General features: G+C 30.8%; 18 protein-coding genes, 2 tRNA genes and 1 pseudogene. 3 read left to right on the forward strand and 18 right to left on the reverse strand.

From position 1 onward, the window contains the following. Positions 1–17: 17 nt before the first annotated feature. The 6 genes and pseudogenes from ACREVU_RS15990 to ACREVU_RS16015 all read right to left on the reverse strand — a co-directional run bounded on the left by ACREVU_RS15990 (position 18) and on the right by ACREVU_RS16015 (position 4,961). Positions 18–3,281 carry an SNF2 helicase associated domain-containing protein gene (locus ACREVU_RS15990; RefSeq protein ID WP_431552604.1) on the reverse strand — a complete coding sequence of 1,088 codons (3,264 nt, stop codon included), beginning with the start codon at positions 3,279–3,281 and terminating at the stop codon, positions 18–20. A 162-nt stretch (positions 3,282–3,443) separates the two neighbouring features. Continuing rightward, a complete protein-coding gene (locus tag ACREVU_RS15995; protein WP_431552605.1) occupies positions 3,444–3,647 on the reverse strand; it encodes a cold-shock protein in 204 nt (67 codons plus the stop codon). A 297-nt stretch (positions 3,648–3,944) separates the two neighbouring features. Continuing rightward, positions 3,945–4,019 (reverse strand) — tRNA-Gln (locus ACREVU_RS16000). A gap of 18 nt (positions 4,020–4,037) precedes the next feature. Beyond that, positions 4,038–4,112: transfer RNA gene (locus ACREVU_RS16005), tRNA-Glu, on the reverse strand. Positions 4,113–4,304: 192 nt separating this feature from the next. Then, positions 4,305–4,469: pseudogene (locus ACREVU_RS16010) on the reverse strand (alpha/beta-type small acid-soluble spore protein). A 195-nt stretch (positions 4,470–4,664) separates the two neighbouring features. Then, on the reverse strand, positions 4,665–4,961 hold the full coding sequence (locus ACREVU_RS16015) for a hypothetical protein (RefSeq protein ID WP_431552606.1): 297 nt from the start codon (positions 4,959–4,961) through the stop codon (positions 4,665–4,667). A gap of 131 nt (positions 4,962–5,092) precedes the next feature. Between ACREVU_RS16015 and ACREVU_RS16020 the strand changes: the two genes are divergently transcribed. Beyond that, positions 5,093–6,103, forward strand: coding sequence for a patatin-like phospholipase family protein (locus ACREVU_RS16020; protein ID WP_431552607.1), 1,011 nt, complete (start codon positions 5,093–5,095; stop codon positions 6,101–6,103). Positions 6,104–6,224: 121 nt separating this feature from the next. On the opposite strand, the gene argH is transcribed toward ACREVU_RS16020, so the two are convergent. From argH to ACREVU_RS16060, 8 genes are all read right to left on the reverse strand, one after another. Beyond that, the gene (gene argH, locus ACREVU_RS16025; protein WP_431552608.1) at positions 6,225–7,538 is read right to left on the reverse strand and encodes an argininosuccinate lyase; all 1,314 of its coding nucleotides are present in this window, start codon (positions 7,536–7,538) and stop codon (positions 6,225–6,227) included. A 43-nt stretch (positions 7,539–7,581) separates the two neighbouring features. Next, positions 7,582–8,784, reverse strand: coding sequence for an argininosuccinate synthase (locus ACREVU_RS16030; RefSeq protein WP_431552619.1), 1,203 nt, complete (start codon positions 8,782–8,784; stop codon positions 7,582–7,584). Positions 8,785–8,857: 73 nt separating this feature from the next. Next, positions 8,858–9,589 carry an amino acid ABC transporter ATP-binding protein gene (locus tag ACREVU_RS16035; protein ID WP_431552609.1) on the reverse strand — a complete coding sequence of 244 codons (732 nt, stop codon included), beginning with the start codon at positions 9,587–9,589 and terminating at the stop codon, positions 8,858–8,860. 15 nt (positions 9,590–9,604) lie between these two features. Continuing rightward, a complete protein-coding gene (locus ACREVU_RS16040; protein ID WP_431552610.1) occupies positions 9,605–10,252 on the reverse strand; it encodes an amino acid ABC transporter permease in 648 nt (215 codons plus the stop codon). A gap of 19 nt (positions 10,253–10,271) precedes the next feature. Next, entirely contained in the window at positions 10,272–11,063 is a 792-nt protein-coding gene (locus ACREVU_RS16045; RefSeq protein ID WP_431552611.1) for an ABC transporter substrate-binding protein, read from the reverse strand. A gap of 286 nt (positions 11,064–11,349) precedes the next feature. Further along, the gene (carB, locus tag ACREVU_RS16050; protein ID WP_431552612.1) at positions 11,350–14,556 is read right to left on the reverse strand and encodes a carbamoyl-phosphate synthase large subunit; all 3,207 of its coding nucleotides are present in this window, start codon (positions 14,554–14,556) and stop codon (positions 11,350–11,352) included. Then, positions 14,543–15,616: a carbamoyl phosphate synthase small subunit gene (locus tag ACREVU_RS16055; protein ID WP_431552620.1), complete on the reverse strand. Its 1,074-nt coding sequence runs from the start codon at positions 15,614–15,616 to the stop codon at positions 14,543–14,545. The genes carB and ACREVU_RS16055 overlap by 14 nt, the downstream gene beginning before the upstream one ends. 433 nt (positions 15,617–16,049) lie before the next feature. Next, positions 16,050–16,907 (reverse strand): DegV family protein, encoded by an 858-nt coding sequence (locus ACREVU_RS16060; protein WP_431552613.1) that lies wholly within the window; start codon positions 16,905–16,907, stop codon positions 16,050–16,052. Between the two features lie 483 nt (positions 16,908–17,390). On the opposite strand from ACREVU_RS16060, the gene ACREVU_RS16065 reads away from it, so the two are divergent. Continuing rightward, positions 17,391–18,194, forward strand: a complete 804-nt coding sequence (locus ACREVU_RS16065) for a hypothetical protein (protein WP_431552614.1) — start codon at positions 17,391–17,393, stop codon at positions 18,192–18,194. 130 nt (positions 18,195–18,324) lie between these two features. Here ACREVU_RS16065 and ACREVU_RS16070 read toward each other — a convergent pair whose 3' ends face one another. The 4 genes from ACREVU_RS16070 to ACREVU_RS16085 all read right to left on the reverse strand — a co-directional run bounded on the left by ACREVU_RS16070 (position 18,325) and on the right by ACREVU_RS16085 (position 22,236). Continuing rightward, the gene (locus ACREVU_RS16070; RefSeq protein WP_216162921.1) at positions 18,325–18,519 is read right to left on the reverse strand and encodes a hypothetical protein; all 195 of its coding nucleotides are present in this window, start codon (positions 18,517–18,519) and stop codon (positions 18,325–18,327) included. 93 nt (positions 18,520–18,612) lie between these two features. Continuing rightward, positions 18,613–18,993 (reverse strand): DUF6262 family protein, encoded by a 381-nt coding sequence (locus tag ACREVU_RS16075; protein ID WP_216162919.1) that lies wholly within the window; start codon positions 18,991–18,993, stop codon positions 18,613–18,615. 13 nt (positions 18,994–19,006) lie between these two features. Further along, positions 19,007–21,097: a tyrosine-type recombinase/integrase gene (locus tag ACREVU_RS16080; RefSeq protein WP_431552615.1), complete on the reverse strand. Its 2,091-nt coding sequence runs from the start codon at positions 21,095–21,097 to the stop codon at positions 19,007–19,009. Next, entirely contained in the window at positions 21,094–22,236 is a 1,143-nt protein-coding gene (locus ACREVU_RS16085) for a tyrosine-type recombinase/integrase (protein WP_431552616.1), read from the reverse strand. The genes ACREVU_RS16080 and ACREVU_RS16085 overlap by 4 nt, the downstream gene beginning before the upstream one ends. A 254-nt stretch (positions 22,237–22,490) precedes the next feature. Here ACREVU_RS16085 and ACREVU_RS16090 point away from each other — a divergent pair, with 254 nt between their 5' ends. Continuing rightward, positions 22,491–23,729 (forward strand): MDR family MFS transporter, encoded by a 1,239-nt coding sequence (locus ACREVU_RS16090; protein ID WP_431552617.1) that lies wholly within the window; start codon positions 22,491–22,493, stop codon positions 23,727–23,729. The last annotated feature ends 145 nt before the right edge of the window (positions 23,730–23,874 follow it).

Below are 23,874 nucleotides of genomic sequence, written 5' to 3' on the forward strand. Positions count from 1 at the left end.
CATTACTTAAACTTTATTTAAACAAATAAAGCTTGTATTTCATTTTGGCTCATCTGAGATAGAAATAATTCTGCTCCTGTTTCATTATTAATAACGCTCTCAATAATTTCACTTTTCTTTTGTTGTAATTTGAATATTTTTTCTTCTATAGTTCCTCTTGCTATTAATTTTATCACTTCTACTGTTTTCTTTTGTCCAATTCTATGTGCTCTATCCGTAGCTTGAGCTTCAACAGCTGGGTTCCACCAAGGGTCAAAATGTATCACCATATCCGCCCCTGTAAGATTTATACCCATACCACCTGCTTTTAGCGAAATTAAGAATACCTCTGTATCTCCTTCATTGAAAGTTTTAACCATTTCTATTCTTTTTTCTGCCTTAGTTGAACCATCTAAATACATATACTTTATTTCTTTATCTTCTAGCCTCTTAGAAATGTTTTTTAGTACTTTAGTAAACTGAGAAAATATTAATATTCTATGTCCCTGTTCTAAGCTATTTTCCAGGATTTCATCTAGAGCTTCCATTTTACCACTACCTCCAACATAATTATCTATGAAAGTAGAAGGGTCACAACATATCTGTCTTAACCTTGTTAAAATTGATAGTATTTTAAATTTACTTTTGTTATATCCTTTTTCTTTTATATCACCTTCTAATTCTCCTTTTGCATCCTTTAAATAAGCCATATATAATTTTTTCTGATCCTCCGTCATTTCTACTGAAATTCTATGTTCTATTTTAGCTGGCAATTCTTTTGCCACCTCGAGTTTAGTACGCCTGAGTATAAATGGCTTTACATGATTGTTTAGTTCTTCAAGAGCCTTATGACTACCATCCTTAACAATTGGGATTTCGTATCTTTTAGAAAAAGCACTGTGTTTTAAAAGATACCCTGGCATTATAAAGTCAAAAATTGACCAAAGCTCAGTGAGAGAATTTTCAATAGGAGTCCCTGTAATTGCAAATTTACCTATGGCATTTATATTTTTTACAGAATGTGCATTTAACGAATTAAAATTCTTAATTTGCTGCGCTTCATCTAAAAAACAATATCTAAAAACTATTTTCTCATAGTCATCAATATCGCGCCTTATAAGTGCATAAGAAGTAATAACTACATCCGCAGCCTCAATGTTTTGCTTTTGCTCTTCCCTCTGGCTTTTATTCCCTGATATTACAATACAATTTATTGATGGTGCAAATTTTTCTATTTCTTCCTTCCAATTGTATACAAGTGAAGTAGGACATACTACTAGTGATGGTTGTTTGTTCTCATTTTCTTCAACTTCTGATTGGATAAAAGCTATGGCTTGCAACGTCTTACCAAGTCCCATTTCATCTGCTAATATCCCTCCAAATCCACACCTGGCAAGAGTTTTCAACCAAATAAATCCAGCTTTTTGATAAACTCTCATTGTACCTTCTAACGTTTTAGGCACCTCCGCTTTGATTGCCCCTAAATCTTTTACATTATTTATAAGCTCCTTAAATTTATTATTTGTAGCTACAAAATCCATCTGTTCTCGCCTTAATTTTTCTTCTATATATATGGCATTATATTTAGATAGTAAAATCTTATTCTTTGAAATATCTCTATCCTTTATATTTAGATAATCTATCATTCCTGCAACATTAACTAATTTATTTGAATCCAATAATACAAAGCTACCATTTTTAAGCCTATAATATTTTCTTTTTTCTCTTAAGGCTTTAAAAATATTGCTAAGCTCTATATTATCTACCCCCTCAATACTAAAGTTAAATTCTAAAAGGTTTTCCTTGTTTAATTTTACACTTGACTTATATCCAGAACTTCCATGAACCTTAATTTTCTTGAATTCTTCTGAATAATATACCTCTGCCACTTTCTTAAGTTTTTCAAGCCCTGCAACTAAAAACTCTAGTAGCAAAGCTTCATCTTTAACTTCAAACCCTGTATTTGTTTTAACAAATCCAAATTGATTAAATAAATTTATAATTTTCATTTCCTTCTCTATGTCTCTTATAAGTACCCTTCCCTCTTGTGATTTGTTTTCACTAATGTTAAAGGGGTTTAATTCCATATCTCCATACTTAAAAGTAATAATCGCCTCTACATTATCATCGCTTTTTTCAAAATAAACAATTGCCTTCAACTCTTCATTATAAAATTCACTTTCTAGTGATGCGTCTACGGTAACTCTATCACTTATCTTTTTTAAAGTAGGAAGTAAAAATGATGCTACATTCGCTTTCTCTTCTTCATAAAATTCTATGTAATTATTATTTTCTTCTTTAAATCTAGTGTATAGTGGTAAATATGCATTCCTTTGCTCTTTAGGTATTTCATATATTTTATCTATATAAAAGAAAAATTCACCATCATTGCATAATGCATTAGGCATATGCTGCTTTTGCTTTAGTACAAATTTATCATTTTCTCCATTAATTTCGAATTCTAGTGGCATAGACTCCTGTATTACATGTACATTAGTAAATACTTGGTCTTTTATTACAGCGGTTATAACCCTATTGCCTAAACATTTAAATAGTCTTTTAACCATGCTCTCTGTAAAATAAGCTCTTTTACCAGATAAGAATCTTACTACACTGCGTATATTTCCATTCTCAGTTGCAGCCACCTCAAGTTCACTAGCTTCATTAAACAACTCAATGATTTTTAAATCTTCTTCTTTAAATAAGTGTATATATGGGTTATAAGTAAAATTTTTACCGAATTCCATGGTTTCAGAGCCCTTATTGTAACAGGCGAAAAATTCTTTTATGTTTTTAACTACATAAAGCTTATCCTCCCCAATTCTTAGCTCCACACAAACTTTTCTGTTATTACTATTACAATCATAATAATACTTTAGGTCTATATTTAAATATTGTTTTGCTATTGAATTGCTGCTTATATTTTTGGTTATTTGTTTTATTAAGCTATTTGTTTTATCCATCCTTTGTTTTTTAATAATTTGTTCTTTTTCATGGAAATACTTTAATAATGTGGCCACTACATGTTTACACATGCTTGTCTTACCAAAATAGCTATAATATGCATTACATTCACAATGATAAATTATAAACGGAGCAATATTATTAAAACTTGCATTTACTTTATACTGTGTCAAACTAGACGACTCAACATTTGAAGTTATCATAGTTTCCTCGTAGTTTTCTTGCTTTTTTATTTCTATATCAATGTGTGTAACCTTATTACTTAAATAATACTCTGCCCCTGTTTTATAAGAATCACTATTACTATATTCCCGTATAACCTCTTCATTAATATCCATCAAAAGTTTCACCCCACGAATTTTTCTAGTCCTTGTATCTTATGATTATTAGCATTCGTTACTATTATATACTATTCCTAACTACAAAAACACACTCAAAAGATTAAATGAGTGTGCCAAAACATTATAATTTCTACTATGCTATTGTCCTAAAAATCACCTCTACATCTTTTGAACATTTATAGCTTGTAGCCCTTTAGGTGCATCTACTACATCAAATTGCACTTCTTCACCTTCATGTAAATCCTTTTGAGGTCCTTGCTCTTTTATTGCTAAATGATGAACAAATACATCTTCGCCCTCTTGAGCAGATATAAATCCATATCCTCTTTCAGTATCATACCACTTTACTATTCCTGTTATCATATATCTTCCTCCTTATCGTTCTCTGAAGTAAAAGGATTCAAAGTTTAATTATAGTATTAGCTATAACTGTCTAACTAATACTTTTAAATGTACATAAATTCTTTACATAAGTAATAAAATCATTATTTTTTTTGAAACTTCAACAAGCTGGAAATACTCAACTGAAATCTGGCCCATTTATACCTTAAAATAAATTGCATATAAAAAAAATAATCCCAGCATAAATAAAATTTATGCTGGGATTATCTATATTAATCATAGTGATATTTTACTATTTTATATTTGCCTGAAAATATTTGGCTGGGGTGGAAGGATTCGAACCTGCGGATGCCAGAGTCAGAGTCTAGTGCCTTACCACTTGGCTACACCCCAATGAAAAATAAAATTAAATGGTGACTCCTAGGGGAATTGAACCCCTGATTCCACCGTGAGAGGGTGGTGTCTTAACCTCTTGACCAAGGAGCCTGATTAACACTACAAGATTTATTATATCCTCTTTTGCAGCATAAGTCAAATTAGTTTACCAAATAGATGATTGATTAACTATTATATATTCAAATCCTGTGTGTTTACAAATAATTTAATTCAAAAAAAAGATAGGTTATGCGGCTTTTGCTGCAGACCCTATTTTGCCTAAAATTATAAATTTCTTTCGTATTATTCTACCATTTTCTTAACCATTTCTCCACCAACTGAACCACATTGTCTTAATGTTAAGTCACCATTATAGTCTGTAAAGCTTACTCCTAACTAATTTGCAGTTTCCATTTTAAATTTATTTAATCCTGCTTTTGCTTCTGACACTAAATTTCTGTATGACAAACTTATATCTCCTTAAAATTCATTTGATTATTCTTGTACTAATATAGTACACATGTTTAATATCTTTTATAAGATTACTTTCATGGTAACACTGGTAAAAAAAGTGTTATATTTTTTTCAGTACTATTAATTACTTACCTTTAATAACTCATGAAAATAAAACAAACAACTTAATTTTTGACTTGTTTGTTTTATTTATTTCCTACTATCTTCAAAGTTTTTAATAAGTTCTTTAAGTTCGTCTATTTGTTTTTGTAAATCAGCATTGTTACAATTAGAATTACTATTTTCATTATCTGTACTTGAATTTTCTGCAGGTGTTTGAATATATTGAGCCTGAGCTGCACTTAATAACAAAATCTGTCCCACCCCTTCTAAAAAATTGCCCACTACATTCTGCTGATTAACATTATATTTTGATGCAATTATAATTCCTATTATTGCTGCTAAAGTAGCTAATTCATTAGGGGTGTAATCTTCTAAGGTTTTCATACTATTCACCTATTAAAAAATATTATATTCTATTATATTCATTTTATAAAAAATGTGTAAATTAAGTTTATTTATATAATATATAACATTTGTTTTTATTAATCATATATTACTTATAAGAGGTGGTCTATATGGATATTCTTAATAATGCAAAATTTGCAGATGCGGTGTTTGAAGGTGGTGGAGTTAAAGGTATTGGCCTTGTAGGTGCCTTAAAAACATTTGAAAATAATGATTATCATTGGAAAAACATTTCAGGAACATCAGCTGGCTCCATTGTTGCTACCCTTGTTGCCGTAGGCTGCTCAGCTGAAGAAATAAAAAAACTAATGTTACAACTAGACTTCAAGAAAATTGCCGGTAAAAATTCTTTTAATATACCTGTATTCTCTAATTTTTACAATATGATTTTCAAGAAAGGAATTTTTAATGGAGATTATTTCAAAAACTGGATTGATGAAGTTCTTTCAAATAAACTTTTGATTAAAGGCAAAAAAAAAGTAACCTTTGGAGATTTAATTATTCCAGAGGAAGTGGGAATTCTTTTAAATAATAACAAGTATAAAAGAAAATACAAACTGCATATTATCGCCACTGATATTAGCCGAGGAAAGATGTTAATACTTCCAGAAGACATCGCAGAATATGGTATAAACCCAGATGACCTGGAAGTAAGTTTGGCAATAAGAATGAGCATGTCTATTCCCTATTTTTTTCAACCAGTAAATTTGATGGATGTAAATACTAATAAAAAATCTTTAATTGTTGATGGTGCTATTTTAAGCAATTACCCAGTGTGGATTTTTGATGTAAATGGAATCCCTAGATGGCCAACTATTGGTTTTAAACTAGGAGGAAACAAAGAAATACGCGAACATAAAATCACTAATGTCTTAAATTTCACTAGTTCAATTATTCAAACCATGTTAGAAGCTCAGGATGATATCCATATAAGAGAAATGGATTATCTACGTACTGTAAAAATTAATACTTTAGATATTAAAACCACGGATTTCAATATTTCTTATAAAAACATTATGAATTTATATAATTCTGGTGAAATCTGTGCAAGTGAATTTCTTAAAAATTGGGAAATTAATTATAAAAAACATGAATTCCTTAGGGGTAATTCTTCTAAATAATAAAGATCATTAAAATGACTTTCACATGGACTTTGAAACATAAAAAAGCACGTAACAGGTAAGGGGGTACCAGCCACGTGCTTTTATCTAAAAAGGTTATATTACCACCTTAAAGTGGACATCACATTTCTTTTTTTATACCTCTGCTTAAAGTATTTTCATAATCAATAAATTCATATACATCTCCATTAAATAAATCACTAAAACTCTTAAGTTCTTCTAAGTTCAAATCTTCTATAGCAGTATGCTCTTGTTCACAATGTAACACAATAGAACCTATAACCCCATGTGCATCTCTAAATGCCATACCCTTACCTACAAGATAATCTGCAGCTTCCGTAGCATTTAAAAAGCCTCTTTTAACTGCATTATGCATATTATCACTTTTAATTTTTAAGCTACCCAACATTTTATTCATAACCTTTATGCATTTTAAAACTGTATCCACTGCATCAAAGAAAGGCTCCTTATCTTCCTGCATATCTTTATTATAGGCCAAGGGAATTCCTTTCATCGTAGTAAGAAGACTCATTAAATTTCCATATACTCTTCCAGTTTTTCCTCTTATTAGTTCTGCTGCATCTGGATTTCTCTTTTGTGGCATTATACTACTACCTGTAGAAAATTCATCGCTAATTTCAATAAAATCAAACTCTTTAGTAGACCATAAAACTAATTCCTCACTTAATCTACTAAAGTGCATCATTATTATAGAAAAATTGGACAAAAGCTCTAATAAATAATCTCTATCACTTACTCCATCCATAAAATTATCTACTGGTTTTTTGAACCCAAGTTCACTTGTTGTAAAACCTCTATCTGTGTCATAGGTTGTTCCTGCTAATGCACAACAACCAAGAGGATTTTCATCCATATTTTCTATAGCACTTAGAAGCCTTTTTTTATCGCGACTTAGCATACTATAGTATGCCATAATGTGCTCCTTAAAGGTTACCACCTGAGCTCTTTGCATATGTGTATACCCTGGCATTATAACAGCATTATCAATGCCTACTTTTTCAATAGTGCACAAAATAGTATCTAAATTATCAATAACTTCCGCTGCTTTATGTTTTGAATATAATCTCATATCAACTGCAACCTGATCATTTCTACTTCTTGCTGTATGAAGCTTTTTACCTACATCGCCTACAAGCTTTGTAAGTTGTATCTCCATAAAACTATGAATATCTTCATAGTCACCTTCAATTTTTAATTTACCTTCTTGAATATCTAAAAGAATAGAATTTAGACCATTAACTATGGTTACACTCTCTTCATTTGTTAAAATGCTACATTTAGCAAGCATTTTAACATGAGCTATACTACCCATTATGTCTTCATAATATAATCTTTTATCAAAGCCAAGAGAACTATTAAAGTCCTCCATAAGCCTGCTTTCTTTTTCAATAAATCTTCCACCCCAAAGTTTCATATATATCACCTGCTAAGCCTTCTATAAATTTTTGTATTTCACCTTAAATATTGTTTAAATGTTTGTATGCTTTAATTTTGCTTGGCAATGAAAATAAGTTTATAAATCCTTCTGCATCCTTATGGTCATATAAATCACTTGCACCAAAAGAAGATATACTCTCATCATAAAGAGCATAGGGTGACTGCTTACCTGCCGACATGATATTTCCCTTATAGAGTTTTAATTTAACAGTTCCTGTTACTGTTTCTTGCGTCTTATCTACAAATGCATCAAGAGCTTCTCTCATAGTACTAAACCAAAGTCCATTATAAACTAAATCTCCGTATTTTTGTGCTATTGTATATTTAAAGTGCAATGTATCTTTGTCTAAAGTTATTTCCTCTAACTCTTTATGTGCTGCATAAAGAACAGTACCACCAGGAGTTTCATATATTCCTCTTGATTTCATTCCCACAAGTCTATTCTCTACTATATCTATAACACCTATTCCATTTTCTCCACCAATTTTATTTAACACAGTAACTATGTCTATTGGCTCTAGTTCTATTCCATCTACTTTTTTAGCAATTCCCTTTTCAAAGTATATTTCTACATATGTAGCTTCGTCTTTAGCTTTTTCTGGAGGTGTAACCATAAGATACATATTTCTTTTATGTTCATTACTTAAATCTTCAATATCTCCACCTTCATGACTTACATGCCACAAGTTTTGATCCATTGAGTATATTTTTTCTTTAGTTACTGCTATTTCTATACCCTTTTCATTAGCATAATCTATAGCATCTTCTCTTGATTTTATATCCCAAATTCTCCAAGGAGCAATAATCTTTATAGAAGGATCAATAGCTGCTATGCCAACTTCAAATCTAACTTGATCATTTCCCTTACCAGTACATCCGTGACATATATATTTTGCTCCTTCTTTATGAGCAATCTCTACAAGTTTTTTAGCTATTAATGGTCTTGCAAAGGCTGTCCCTAATAAATAAGTTCCTTCATACATAGCATTTGCTTTAACTCCTTTAAATACGTAATCTTTTATAAATTCAGCTGTTACATTCTCAATATAAATTTTTTCTGCTCCTGAACTTAGAGCTTTTTTCTCAATTCCCTTCATATCGTCCTCTTGTCCTACATTAATACATGCTGCTATAACATCAACATCATAGTTTTCCTTAAGCCAAGTTATTATTATAGAAGTATCGAGTCCTCCTGAATATGCTAAAATCACTTTTTCTTTAATTATTTTTTCCATTTTAAAATCTCCTCTCAATTTTGCTTGTTTTATATTTAAAAGATTATTTATTTTCATAACCCTAAAGTATCTTATTTAAAAACTCTTTAGTACGCTGCTCTTTAGGAGCAGTAAAAAAATCTTCTGGTGTTCCCTCTTCTACTATTTTTCCTCCATCCATAAAAATCACTCTATCCGCCACTTCCTTGGCAAACCCCATTTCATGGGTTACAACCACCATAGTCATACCATCTTTTGCAAGGTCCTTCATTGCTCCTAAAACCTCTCCAACAAGTTCCGGATCTAATGAAGATGTTGGTTCATCAAATAGCATTATATCAGGTCTCATAGCGAGTGCCCTTGCTATTGCTACTCTTTGCTTTTGCCCTCCCGATAACTTTGACGGGTAATCATCCACTTTTTCTTTTAAACCTACCTTATCAATAATTCCCTCTACTCTCTTTAATACTTCTTCTTTGTTTTCATGCTTAACAGTAATTGGAGCCTCAATTACATTTTGTAGCACTGTCATATTATGAAATAAATTGAAGTTTTGAAATACCATTCCTACTTTTTCAATGGTATTTCTCATATGCTTTTTGTTTTTAGAGTCAAGCTTTTCTCCTTCAATAAAAACCTCTCCTGCATTAGGCTCTTCGAGGTGATTTAAACATCTTAAAAATGTACTTTTTCCTGAACCCGAAGGCCCTATTATAACTAGAACTTCTCCCTTTTTAACAAATACATCTAAATCTTCAAATACCGTTAGGCTACCAAATCTTTTAGTTAAATTTTTAGCTTCTATCATATACATTCTATATCACCTCTACTAATATACTGACAGTTTTTTTTCATAATATGAAAACACTGTAGTAAAAATTGTTGTCATTATAAGATATAAACATCCTGCTATAAAGAAGGCTTCCATAGGTCTAAAACTTGAGGCATATAAAAGCTGCGCTGACCTCATAACTTCCACCATAGTTATAGTAGCCACTAAAGAGGTGTCCTTAAGCATTGTTATAAACTCATTGCCCACAGATGGAATAATTATTTTAAAGGTTTGAGGTAACACTACTCTTTTCATAGTATCAAAATAGGTGAAACCCAGCGACTTGCAAGCCTCAAACTGCCCTTTATCTACTGAAAGTATTCCGCCTCTTATTATTTCTGCCATGTAAGCCCCTGAATTTAAACTAAGTCCTATTATGGCTGCTTGAAAGGCTGTAAACTTAATTCCTACAAAGGGCAATCCAAAATAGAAAAACCATAATTGAAGCAGCATGGGTGTACCTCTAAAGAGCCAGGTGTAAAAGCCTGCAACAGTAGCCATTAACTTATTTTTCGAGAGCTTTAATATGGCTGTAAACATACCTATTAAACTTCCCAAAACTACTGATATAAGTGTTAATTCCAATGTTATCAAACTTGCTTTTAATAACACAGGGAACATATCCTTTAAAATATTTATATCCATTGTCGTTCCTCCTAGCTATCTATTTCTTATATGCGTCAAATCCGAACCATTTTTGTGAAAGCTTAGAAAGAGTTCCATCTGATTTAAGTTCATTAAGTGCCTTTTGCACAGCTTCTTTTAATTCTTTATCTTCTTTCTTAAATCCAATTCCTATTGGTTCTTCACTAATTCTATCCTGTAGAACTTCATACTCACCTGGTTTTTTTGACACATAATATCCACCAACTTGAGCATCCATAACTACCGCATCTACTCTCCCAGATGATAATTCTTGGAAAGCCTCTGTAATTTTGTCATACTTTTTAACTTCTTTTAATCCTTTTATTGCAGATGCTGCACTATCCCCAGTAGAGCCTAGCTGACAAGCTACTATTTTACCCTCTAAATCTTTCAAACTTTTTATGGATGTATTCCCTTGCTTTATAGCAATAACTTGTCCACCCATTAAATAACTGTCTGAGAAATCTATACTTTCTTTCCTTTTATCCGTAATACTGAGAGCTGCAAGTATAACATTAAATCTTGAAGAGTTAAGAGCTAAAAGTATCCCATTGAAATCTGTAGTAACATACTCTGTAGTTACTCCTAATTTTTTCCCTATTTCATTTCCTAAATCTACATCAAAACCCACTAATTCGTTTTTAGAATCTCTAAATTCCATTGGAGGATAAGAATCATCCAGTCCCATTGTTAATTTACCTGCCTTTTGAACCGCTTGTAGAGAATTAAGTTTTTCCTCTTTTTGACCACAGCCTGCAAGTAAAACACCTGCCATAGTAACCGTTAATACAATTGACATGATTTTTTTCATTTGTACCACTCCCCATTTATAATATATTTTAGTTTGTGAATATTTATACATTTTTATGTATATTGAATATTTCTCTTATTTACATGGTGTTTAGTTGTTAATTAATATTCATCATTGATTTAACTAGCTTGTTTTTATTTATTATATACCCGTTTTTATAATAATGCAATGCTTTTTATTAATATATATTCATTTTATATAATAATTATGCATTATTAGCAATAAAAAATCCACGTAAACGATGGAAATTTAACTGTTACGTGGTTTTTTCAGACTACTTTTTTCGCTACTCTACAATATTAAACACTTCTAAATCTGCGATCATAATGTTCTTTTTCATAAGGTCTACTATGGCTCTTGCTGTATCCAAGGAAGTTATAATTCCAACATTATTTTCTATAGCTGTTCTTCTAATTCTAAAGCCATCTGTTTTTGAATCATTTCCTTTAGTAGGTGTATTTATTACTAAATCAACCTGTCTTGTCTTTATTACATCAATTATATTGGGGATTCCTTCTGTTATTTTTTTAACCTCCAAGGCATCCATGCCACTTTCTTTTAATAACTTAGCCGTACCCTTTGTTGCTATAAATTTATAACCTAGTTCACTAAAAGTCTTGGCTATATACAAAAACTCTTCATAATCCTGCGGATTTATGGTTGCCAAGATAACTCCTGTTTCTCTTTTGATTTTCATTCCCGATGCAACAAAACCTTTATATAGTGCTTCATCAAAGTTCCTTCCTATTCCCAGAACTTCTCCTGTGGATCTCATTTCTGGTCCTAGGCACACCTCAACTTCTGGTAGTTTTTGAGTTGAGAACACTGGAACTTTTACTGAAACCAATTTAGACTCTTTATAAACTCCACTACCATAACCTAAATCTTTTAATTTTTCTCCAAGCATTACCCTAGTTGCCAGCTCTACTATTGGCACTTTACTAACCTTACTAATGTATGGAACCGTACGACTAGCTCTTGGATTAACCTCTATTATATATAATTCATTTTTAAATTCTATAAACTGAATATTAATCATTCCTATTACTTCTAGTCCTATTGCTATTTTCTTAGTATATTGTAATATCTTTTCTTTTATAGCATCTGATATATTTTGACTTGGATATATTGTAATACTATCTCCCGAGTGAACTCCTGCTCTTTCTAGATGTTCCATAATACCTGGTATTAATATTTCGGTGCCATCACAAATAGCATCAACTTCTATTTCTCTACCCAATAAATATCTATCTATTAAAACAGGATTTTTCTTATCCTTTTCAAAAGCATTAACTAAATAATGTTTAAGTTCTTCTTCCCCATAAGTTATTTCCATTCCTTGCCCACCTAATACATAGGAAGGTCTAACTAGTACTGGGTAACCTATGATTTTAGCCTCTTTTAAGCCTTCTTTTAAATCCCAAACTGCTTTTCCTTTTGGTCTATTAATGTCTAATTTTTCTAGCAGTGCATCAAATTTTTCTCTATCCTCAGCTGCATCTATTTGCTCAGGCTTAGTTCCATATATAGGAATATTTTTTTCCTTTAAGAACTCTGCAAGGTTAATAGCGGTTTGCCCTCCAAATTCAAGTATAACCCCATCTGGATGCTCTTTTTCAACAATGTTCAATACTTCTTCCTCTGTTAATGGTTCAAAATATAATTTATCTGAAATATTAAAATCCGTACTTACTGTTTCCGGGTTGTTATTTACTATAATAGTCTCAATTCCTAGCTTTCTAAGAGCAATAACGCTCTGAACAGATGCATAATCAAACTCGATTCCCTGTCCTATTCTTATAGGACCTGAGCCTATAACCATAACCTTCCGTCTATTGCTTACCTCCACCTCATCATATTCATCATATGTTGAGTAATAATAAGGTGATAAGGCTTCAAATTCGCCAGCGCAAGTATCTACCATTTTATAGACAGGCTTAATGTTCCATATATTTCTAAGTTCGTATACTACATTTGGCACAACCCCTAATAAATCTGCAATGCCTTTATCAGAAAATCCTTTTTTCTTTAATAATTGTAACCAATCTTTATTCATATCTCCTAGGGTGGAATTTTTTATCTTTTCCTCTTCGTCCACTATCCACTTGATTTTATTTACAAAGAATTTATCTATACCTGTAATTTCTGAAACCTTTTCCACCATATACTCACGTCTCAGCATTTCAGCTAAATAAAATATTCTCTCGTCATCAGGGGCCATAACTCTTTCCTTTAATTCCTGAAGACTCTTTTGTGCTAAAGCATCATATTGCAGTGAATACTTTCCGATTTCCAGTGAGCGAATTCCTTTTAATAAAGCTGCCTCAAAATTGCTTCCAATTGACATTATTTCACCTGTAGCCATCATCTTTGTACTTAAAACTCTATTTGCTCCTTGAAACTTATCAAAAGGCCATTTAGGAATTTTAACTACCACATAATCTAGGGATGGTTCAAAGCAAGCATAAGTTTTTTGTGTTACTGCATTTTTTATCTCATCTAGTGCATAACCTAGTGCTATTTTTGCTGCTACTTTCGCAATGGGATAGCCTGTAGCCTTTGAAGCTAGTGCAGAAGATCTACTTACTCTTGGATTAATTTCTATAACTGCATACTCAAAACTTCTAGGATTAAGAGCAAGTTGAACATTACACCCACCTTCTATACCTACATTGTTTATAATATCTATAGATGCACTTCTAAGCATTTGATATTCTTTATCCGAAAGAGTCTGGCTTGGTGCTACCACAATACTATCCCCAGTATGTATTCCTACTGGATCTATATTTTCCATGTTGCATACACAGATACAATTAGCACGGGCATCTCTCATAACTTCATATTCTATCTCTTTCCAACCCTTTATGCTCTTTTCTAAAAGAACCTGCCCTATAGAACTTAATTGCAATCCAAGTTCTAAGATTCCAACTAGTTCCTCCTCGGACTCAGCAATTCCACCACCACTCCCACCTAGTGTATAGGCCGGTCTTACAATTACAGGATATCCTATTTCGCCTGCAAATCTTAATCCGCCTTCCATGTCTGTAACAATTTCACTTTCTACAACCGGCTGGTCAATCTCCTGCATAAGATTTCTAAAAATTTCCCTATCCTCACCTTTTTTTATTGCTTCTATGGAGGTTCCGATTACTCTTACATTGTATTTATCTAAAATACCGTTATCAGCTAATTCCACGGCTAAATTCAATGCCGTTTGCCCGCCCATTCCTGCTAGTAAGCTGTCTGGTCTTTCCTTGTCAATAATTTTTCCTAGAAATTCTAAAGTTAGTGGCTCTATGTATACAATGCCTGCCACTTCTTTATCTGTCATTATTGTGGCTGGATTACTATTTACAAGTACAACCTCTACTCCTTCTTCTTTTAATGCTTGGCAAGCTTGGGTTCCAGAATAATCAAATTCAGCAGCCTGGCCTATTATTATTGGACCTGATCCAATTACTAATACTTTTTTAATGCTTTTATCTAATGGCATATGAACCCTCCTTCGTTTTGTCTGAAAGAAATTTATCAAAAATCACATCTATATCCTTAGGTCCTGGGCAAGCTTCCGGATGAAATTGCACAGAAAATATAGGCAAAGTCTTATGTCCCATTCCTTCGATTGTTCCATCATTTACACTTACATGAGTAATTTCCATATCTTTAGGAAGTTCACTTACATAATACCCATGGTTTTGTGAGGTAATATACACTTTATTCTCTTTTATATCTTTAACTGGGTGATTACACCCTCTATGACCAAATTTAAGTTTTTTAGTTTTACCTCCAAGGGCTAAAGCTAAAAGCTGATGACCTAGGCAAATTCCAACTATAGGTTTTTTACCTATAATTTCTTTTAGCATCACAATTATCTCTTGCAAATCTTCTGGATCCCCAGGTCCATTTGATAAAAATATTAGATCTGGATTAACCTTTAATATTTGCTTAGGTGTTGCATGCGCAGGAAATATTGTTATTTTACAATTTCTCTTGATAAATGAGCGCAATATATTTTCTTTTATTCCAAAGTCTATAACAGCTACATGTTTTCCAGTACCATAAATTGTGTGGCACTCTTTTGTAGTAACCTTCATCACTGCATTCACATTATTAAATGTAGAAAACTTTTGCTCTATTTCACTTTGTGATAATTTCTTTGTAGCAATAATTCCTTTCATAGTACCATTAGTTCTAAGTATTTTAGTTAATGCTCTTGTATCTATGCCTTCAAGGCCTATTATTTTATTTTGCTTAAAATATCCCTCAAGATCCATCTCACATCTAAAGTTACTAGGAGAATCACATTTTTCTCTAACAATAAAACCTTTAACCTTCGGCGAGCTTGACTCTACATCTTCTAAATTAATTCCGTAATTTCCAATGAGCGGATAGGTCATAGTTACTATTTGTCCATAATAGGACGGATCCGTTAAAATTTCTTCATATCCAGTCATGCCTGTATTAAAAACTACTTCCCCCACACTTTCTTGTAAGTATCCAAATATATTGCCTTCAAATATTATTCCATTCTCTAAAATCAACTTGCCCTTCATCATAAAGCCTCCTAAATCAAAATAAAAGTATATTTTTTTATAAAAAAATAAAGAATAACAAATAGATTATTTAAATAATCACTTTATTATTCTTCTTAATATAATAATCGCATTTATTAACAAAATAGAACTCACATTTTGAGTTTTATTTTGAATATTGATAATTGTATCATATTTAATAATATTAAATTCAGAATTTGCGACACAAAAAAAACATGGCATAATCATCTATACTCCTTTCTAGCCTCACAGGACTAACTTAAAAGTGTACTTCGCTTTTAGTTTTAGTTTATAATTTCTTCTTAGTTTAGTTTACATTCTACAATTTGTCAATGCATAAATATATTTTTTTGTTGCAAATTTATTCAAGTTTGGTATGAAGTTATAATTACAGCCGTACTTTATATTCAAAATACAGCTGTAATTATTGATATTATAAATCTGTCTGCGTATAATACACAATCCCCAATGCACCCGGTCCAACATGAGTTCCTATTACAGGCCCTATTGGAGCTATATCTATTTTTTCACCTATACATTTCTCAACTATTTTTGCAAAAGCTAATGCTCCCTCTACATCATTTATGTGATGTATCATTACCTCTCCTAGTCCATGTTTTGTTGTATCTTCAATAAATTTATCTATCATAGTTTGTATAGCACGTTTTTTAGTCCTTACTTTATTAAACAATCCTGTTTTTCCATCTACTACAGTAAGAATAGGCACAATTTGAAAAATAGTACCCAAAAGCGCACTTGCACCACCTATTCTACCACCTTTTTTTAGATATTCTAAAGTATCAGGTATAAATAGGAATCTACTTCTCTTTATATTATCTTCTACTATAGAAACTACTTCACTTATTGATTTCCCCATTTGAGCCGCTTTCGCACCTGTTAATGCTGCAAATCCCAATTGCATGCAATTTGATCTAGAGTCTCTAATCTCGATTAATGCATTGGGATAATTTTCAAGGATCATATTTTTTGCAAGACACGCATTTGAATAGGTGCCGCTCATATCTGATGAGAGAAACACACCAACCACTTCATTATTATCTCTTACGTGCTCTTCTAAAACATTATACATTTCATCTAATGCTGGTTGTGATGACGTTGGAATAACTTCGCTTCTATGTAGTTTTTCATAAAAACTTTCATTCTTAATATGAATTTCTTTAAACTCTTCATTCTCAAAAATAACACTTAGCGAAACTATAGAAATCTCAAATCTTTCTCTTAGTTCCTCACTTATGTATGAAGTACTATCAGTTACTATTTTTACAGTCATTACTCATCACCTACTTATTAATTAATAAGTATATTATACTACAGTATTGTACTAAAAAAAACGCTAGTACCTCATAACATCATTATATTGACTAAAATTAGCACCATATATTTTACATTGAGTTAACCACTGAAATCTTCTGCTAAAAATTTAATAAAATCAACAATTATATTAAATTTTTAGCTATAATAAATGTAATATATTTCACAAAATATTAAATTACTTTAAACTCCTACTAATATTACTCAACCACCTCACCATATGTTATACTTATAGTGTAAAAAGTGGGTGATATAAATATATATATGGTCTTTTAGTTTAAATCTATAATTATTAAAATTAGAGCTTTAATATACCAATGTCAACTGCCAGCTACCCTAAACGGATAGTGATTTACACTTAAATTTATAAAAACAAAGGGAGGTGCTGCAAAATATAGGTTAATTTTTAATATACCTACCTATATTTGTAAGCAGGTTAAAAATGAATGATGATAAAAAAATAAATAAAGATACAAATGAAGAAAATAGTGAAATTATTAATAATTTATATTCAAATATCAAAAAATCAAAAGAACAAGACTCTAATGCTGAGCATAATGTTTTTTCTAAGTTGAAACGGTCCGATGAAAGTGGAAAGTACATAAAAGAAATGCATGATTTATCCGACAAAAATGAACTTAAAAATAATTTAATTGTTTTAGGACTTTTTATAGTAGTAGTGGCTATAATTATATTTTCTATATTAATGAACACTCCTTTTATGAAACCTAAAACAGATGCAGTTGCAACTAAGATAGTTACAAAAGACACTATTGATAATACTGCAAAACCTATTGCAACCCATCAGAAAGTTTATGAATTCTTAAATATAAAAACAAACAGATTGTCATCATTAAAAAAAGCAATCCAATTAAATGGCGGAAGCAAGACTGGTACTACTGTATATGTCTTGTCAGAAGTTTTGAGATCTAATGCCATTGCTGTGCCAAAGGACACATCAACTGTTAAACAGTTGGTAATTGATTTAACTGCACTTGGTTGGAATAAAAATACTGACGTTACAAAATTAGAAAAAGGGGATATTTGCTTTACCACACATATGCCTAACAAGGCTGATACGCCTTCTCATTCATATGTATTTATGGGTTGGATTGAGGATGGCAAAACCGACTATGCAAATATATGTGATGGACAAATTCAAAATAATGGCGATATACTTCATAAACGAAATATATCTATTTCAGTTGATGATAAAGATAAATTTAGCTTTTTTCTTAGAAAATAAATAAAAATAATAAATTTTATAATAAAATAAAAGGATTGCTCCACATTATCAATACCTAATTGATAAAAACACTGTGGAATAAGACAAGAGCCATATTATACATGTATAATATGAGCTCTTGTCTTATTTTTCATGCTTTATTAATTACAAGTATTTTTCTTACTTGCTCACCAATATCTTGATCTGTGTATTCATAGTAATGTCCAGCTTCATCAGGTTCAGGTTCTTTGCCAAGATTCTCAAGAATAATATTCTTCATGTTCTCTGATATATTTAAGAATGATTTATTACTTAAATTTTGTATATATTTTTTTGTAATAATCATAATTTATCTTTAATAAAGAAACTATATAAACTCATTAAAGATCCACCTCATTCCTTCATTATTTCTTTATATACATATCATATCTACTGACAATTATATGCTTTTATATATCTCTCCATAATTAATTTTAACTTGTTCTTTTATTTGCTTATTTTCTTCACCAAGTTTTTTAATCTTCCTTTTAAGACTTGCAATTATTGCATCTTTATTATTTTCATCCATTCCTCTTTTAACTTGAGCTGGAGTGGGTACTTGAGCTTGTTGATTTCTTAAAGTTTCAATTCTTTCTCTAATATCAGCATTATTATATAAAGTTGCTTTGGTTAATCCTGCTTCCTGCGATACACTATTAAAATTTATAGTCTTATTTATTCTTATAAGTAGTTTTATAGCCTCATCAACTTTTTTGCGAGTATTAGCCTTCCTTGCAGCATGAAGTTGTTCTAAGTGCTTTTTACGGTCATATTCGCTCATATGTATCACCTCACTAAATTAATCTTTCTAATCTACCATATACAGTATTCCCATTTTTTATTGTATTAAATATTTCTTCATAAATATTTAAAAGATCTTCATTTTCTTTTACCATATATTTACGATTAAATTTTTTAGCCTGTTCTATAAGAGCCTTTGTAGAGTTAATATGAATCTCATATTTATTAACATCACCTTCAAAATTACCTACTCCCAAGTCTTTACAAGGCTTACCTGCATTACAAGTTAAACATGGAGGTTGTTTTGCAAAAGTACATTTACCTTTACTTCGTTGAAAACAAGTACCGTAAGGAGTGTCTATAGCATTTAGTTTATGATTTGCCCAAAGCATATCAAGTATGTCCTTAGGTATCTCTCCATTTGTTTCTTCACTGAGTTTGCCATCTACATTAAAACTAAAAACTCCTTGCTTTATTACATTATCAAATACTTTTCTTTTATTATCATCAAGAAGTTTTGCGTATCTCATAGTCATTTCTGGTGAGGCATGAGCTAATAATTCTTGGACAGTTAATATGTCAGCGCCACCATTCAGCATTTTTATAGCATAAGTATGCCTAAATGCATGGTTTTTGAAGTGATAGAGATTTCCTAGTTCATCTGTTATATTATATTTTCTAGCAAAAGCATTAAGATTATCTTGTATCCATGTTTGCGAGTAAGGCCTACCTTTTCTAATACCTGTATATCTATTAAAAATAAAAAATTGGGGGTTATTATCTTGATTACTGTTTTGCTTTGAGGTATGGATTAAAAATGCTAATATATCTGCAAGTGCATCATCAATAGGTATTCTGTGACCTTTAACATAAGTCTTTTCTATATCAGCTTCTACCCAAAACTTATTGTTAATTTTAATTAAACAATCTTGTTTTAATCCTAAAACATCAGATATACGAAGCCCTGTTTTATACATTACCCATACTACAGGAACTATTTCGTTATTAAGGTTATTTATATTGTTGAATAATTGTTCTAAAACATAATCTGGAACATAGTCTATTTGGTCATAAGGCTTTTTCTTTATAGTTGGTTTATCTTCTGGGTAAATAAGTATTCTTACATTTTTAACAGGAGCAATTTCATATTCTCTTATTTGAATATCTGATAAGAATTTTAGAATACAATTCAAAGCTTTTAGTTTATATCCCAGTGGATCTGCATTTTTTTGATTCAAATTATTTTTCGTATAAGAATTCAACCATTCAATATACATTTCTATATGTTTTCTTTCTAAATTCTTAAAATCATTCCAAGTAGGTTCTAATTGTGATATGTAGTTTATAAAGTCACACAAATAATTTAAAACAAACACTGCATTTCCAGTTGAGAATTTATTATTACATAACAATCTTTGTTTAAAATATCTCTTAACTTCTTTTCTAATGTTCTTATTTTTTATTGAAGTAAAAGTTATAAAATAATGGGTTTTTGATTTATTAAAACCTATACCATATTGTTCGAGATTTCTTACATCCCAAATGTCTTTATGCCACTCTTCTCTTGTATCGGCAAGGCTTACTAACTCCTTATAAACTTGGTTTAATAAGTTTGATATCCACATTTTATGTGAATATTCTTTACCATTGCATTTAGAAATGGCATTGCATATTGTTTTAGTTCCATTATTTACAAGCCAATCTACCCATTCAAAATTGGCTTTATCTTTATCTAAATTTAAAATAGAATTTAGCGTGGGATACTTCTCATTTATAAAGTTTGATAATTGTTTAAACATAGTATTGTTTACAAAAGCAGTAGCGAAAGACCATTCATTATTAAAAACCTTATGATAGAATATAAATTTAATTTCCGTATTAATATTAGGATTGTTAAATTTAAAATATATATTCTTGTTTGTGTACTTATACCTTTGGCATTGCTTTTTAAACTGCTCTATACCATCAAAGAAATCCATATTCCATTTATCATTATCTATAAAATATGATGTGCTAACTTTCTTATAATTTACTGAACCATCAGCATTAATAAACTTTTCTGTATAAATTGATAGTTCTTCTTCGATTTTTTGTTGGTATTCTGTTACTGTATTGTATCCAAGTATGGTTAATGCATTTATCATTTGTAGGCATCCCCCCTATTTTCAATAGTGCTAATTTTGAAAGCTGATTGTGCTATTTCCCACCCTGCCCTTATATCTTCATCCGAAGGGTGTAAATACATATTTATTGTTGTTTGTATTTGAGAATGTCCTAATCTCTCCTGCACTTGTTTTATATCTTTTGTTTGTCTGTAATAGATAGTTGCATGAGCGTGGCGAAAAAGGTGAGGGTGTATATCTATGCCTGTTTTCTCTTTAAGCCTCTTAAATAATGAACTCACTTCAAAATAACTCATAGGCTTACCTTTATTTTCACCTTTTAATTTTAAAAACACAAAATTAGTATCTATTTCTAACTCGTCTAAAATCTCATACTCATAGTCATCAAACGAGTTCATTAATTCCTGAGATATATGTATCTCTCTTTCACCAGTTTTTAGTTTAGCCCCATTAACTAATTCGCCTCTATCAACTAACCTTATTTTATGACCTCTATTATAATCACATATAAAATCTTCAATGTAGAGTGATAAGACTTCACAGATTCGGAGACCTGTTTCAAATAGAAGTCTTATTAAAAATTTATCTCTAATATTGCTCGTTGCATTATATATTTTTTCAACTTCTTCTTTACTAATAACTTTTAGTTTTTTTCGTGGTTCCTTAATTTTCAATATGTTTCTATTTGAAGGTTTATCTTTATTTACATGATATAAAAAATCCTTATATGCTCTATGACCACCTGTATATACTTGTTTCATTAATTTATCAATCACATCATTATCAATTTCTTCTGACCTAAATAAATAATCATAGAAATTAGTTACAGCCGAAATGTATAAGTTTACTGTTTTTTCTGTTCGCTTCGATTTAGTTGCCTTTAATATAAGAACCTTACTACTCTCATATGGATTTCTTAACCAACCAACGAAATCTGATAAATTATTTATATTTACATTTTTATAATCTTTATCAATCTCTTCTAAATATTGAAAATATAATTTAAGAGCGTAGCTATATGTCTTTTGAGTATTAAAGCTCTTCCCCGTATTATCTATGTGCTTTAAGTATTTGGCTACTGAAATAATAGGTGCTCCTTTACTATTTAACAATAAGTATCTCTTTTTATTATCATCCAATATCACTTCTTGAACTTTCATTTTCTATCCACCTTTCTTTCCTTTATCATGTGTTAATCTAAACTATTTATACTAACAATTTATTATTGTTTTAATAATTATAGGTAAAACAAAAATATACCGAGTAGATAGTTATTTTAAACTATCTACTCGGTATTTATAATACTCTATTTAACAAAAGGCGGTCCTTTTATTTTGCAATTAAATCACAATATAGCTGGAAATTTCTACAGAATTTTAGTAAACTATATCTAAAATGAAGTAAGGGGGAACTAATGAAAAATTCAAATGTTTTAAAAACATATTCTGGCTTACCTCGAAGTATTTATGTTGTATTTTTTGCTAGAATTATTAATAGTATGGGTAGTTTTGTCCATCCCTTTCTAACACTATTTCTTACTATCAACTTAGGTCTTGGCACTGAAACTGTAGGTCTCTTTTTAATGATGGCAGCACTTTCTTCCATACCTGGTTCAATAATAGGTGGAAAGTTATCAGATCATATTGGCAGAAAGAGCATCATTATTATTTTTCAGGGTTTAGCAGCGCTATGCCTTATACCTTGTGCCTTTATGGGTACCTCATTAACAATACCCTATCTTCTAATTCTATCATCCTTCTTTGGAGGAGCTGCTCAACCGGCAAACAGTGCTATGATGACTGATTTAACAAATACAGAAAATAGAAAAGCAGCATACTCCCTTTTATATTTAGGAATTAATATAGGTTTTTCCCTTGGACCACTAATTGCAGGGTTTTTATACAATAATCATTTGAAAATTTTATTTTTAGGCGATGCTGCTACAACTATATTATCCTTAATACTAGTTTCTGTATTTGTAGAAGAGACACTTCCCTCTATATCAAAGTCAGATGCTACAGCCAATACTTATTTATATAATGAAAATGAAAGAGCTCAAGAAGGTAGCATGATATTTGTGTTATTAAAAAGACCTTACCTTATAGCCTTTGCCACAGTTTCAATGATTTTTTCATTTATGTACTCTCAATTTGGATTCATTACACCAATGCAAATGAGAAAACTTTTTAGTATAGATGGCCCAAAGCTTTATGGCTCTATAATGGCTATTAATGGACTAGTAGTAGTAACTATGACCACCCTTATAACAGCCCTTACAAGAAAATTCAGGCCAATATTTAATGTTACCCTAGCCGGTTTATTTTTCTCTATAGGTTTCGGAATGTTATTTTTCGCAAAAACATTTACCTTCTTTATTATTTCTACAATCATATGGACAATTGGCGAAATACTATCTGCCACTAATTCAGGAGTATATATTGCAAATCATACTCCAATGTCCCATAGAGGTAGGTTTAATGCAGTTATACCATTAATTACTGGTACAGGCTTTGCGGTGGGCCCCTTTATGATGGGTTTATTTATTAGGAATAGGCAAATAAACTCCGCATGGCTGCTTGTATTTTGCTTTGGTATATTAGCTTCAGCTTGTATGTATTTACTATATCTAAATGAAAAGAGAAAAGAAATATAGATTTCGTAATTGTTGGTGTCCAATCGAGTAGGAGCTAAATAATTAATTTATTTAGCGACCTCTCACACCACCATGCATACCGTTCGGTACACGGCGGTTCAATAGAAATTAATGTTTTAATAAATATGTCTCAGATATAGAAACT

It is taken from the genome of Clostridium sp., assembly GCF_050717535.1.
Lineage (GTDB): Bacteria > Bacillota > Clostridia > Clostridiales > Clostridiaceae > Clostridium_AD.